This window comes from Gilliamella sp. B3817 (genome assembly GCF_026536705.1).
Taxonomy (GTDB): Bacteria; Pseudomonadota; Gammaproteobacteria; order Enterobacterales; family Orbaceae; genus Gilliamella; species Gilliamella apicola_I.
This window is the reverse complement of sequence record NZ_JAFNNV010000025.1, coordinates 1-794: the sequence shown is the minus strand read 5'-3', so window position 1 is coordinate 794 and position 794 is coordinate 1. Positions and strand designations below refer to the sequence as shown.

Here is a 794-nt window from a genome sequence, read left to right as displayed (position 1 = left end):
ACCGGGACGTTGACGGAAGGTGTGGACTATGAAGTCAATCAGTTTCAGGGTCGGGTACTTTTAACCAGGCCACTGCCGATGACGGCACAGGGTGAGACGGGGAGCTCGATAATTGAAGGCGGTAATCTGTTAGGGGGTAACCCGGTCTGGATTATTGCGGAATATGAATATTACTCAGACGGTTTTGACTTTAACAGCGAAAAAGTATTTGGTGGTCGGGCTTATCACTGGTTAAACGACCATGTTCGAATTGGCGGGACGTATATCAATGAAGACCAGTCAAGCGGCGATACGTATGAATTAAAAGGGGTTGACCTGATAATACGACCAACGCAGGGGACACATACCCATGTGGAGTATGCGAAAAGCAAGGCGGGGATGAATGATATCTATGTGTCGAGCAATGGTGGTGTCTCGTTTAATCAAACGACGTTATCAGGTGATACCCGTGGTGCGGCATGGAAGATAGAGCAAACCATCAACTTTGATGACTTTACCGATGAGGATGTTCCGCTGAGTTTTAAAGGGTATTACTCGATGCAGCAGGAAGGCTTTTCATCGTTTGCCAAAGCCCGAAGCAGTGATTTGGAAGAGTGGGGTGGCGAGTTACGTTATGACTTTGAGCCGGATAAGCGAGGGGTATTAGTTTCTTACAGCAATGAAAAAGACAAGGGTAACTATGTAGAACGAATAGCCCGTGCGCAATATTACACTACGCTGGGCGATTTATATAAAACCACATTAGAGCTGGAGCACCGCAATAACCACAATTATGGTGAGGACAGCACGCATGA

At 46.9% G+C, this 794-nt stretch carries 1 protein-coding gene; it reads left to right on the top strand.

Translation table 11 applies throughout. The annotated features are described in order from the left end of the window. Positions 1 to 21: 21 nt before the first annotated feature. Positions 22 to 794: hypothetical protein (locus tag J3U36_RS11340; protein ID WP_267379896.1), on the top strand; the 773-nt coding region annotated here is incomplete at its 3' end.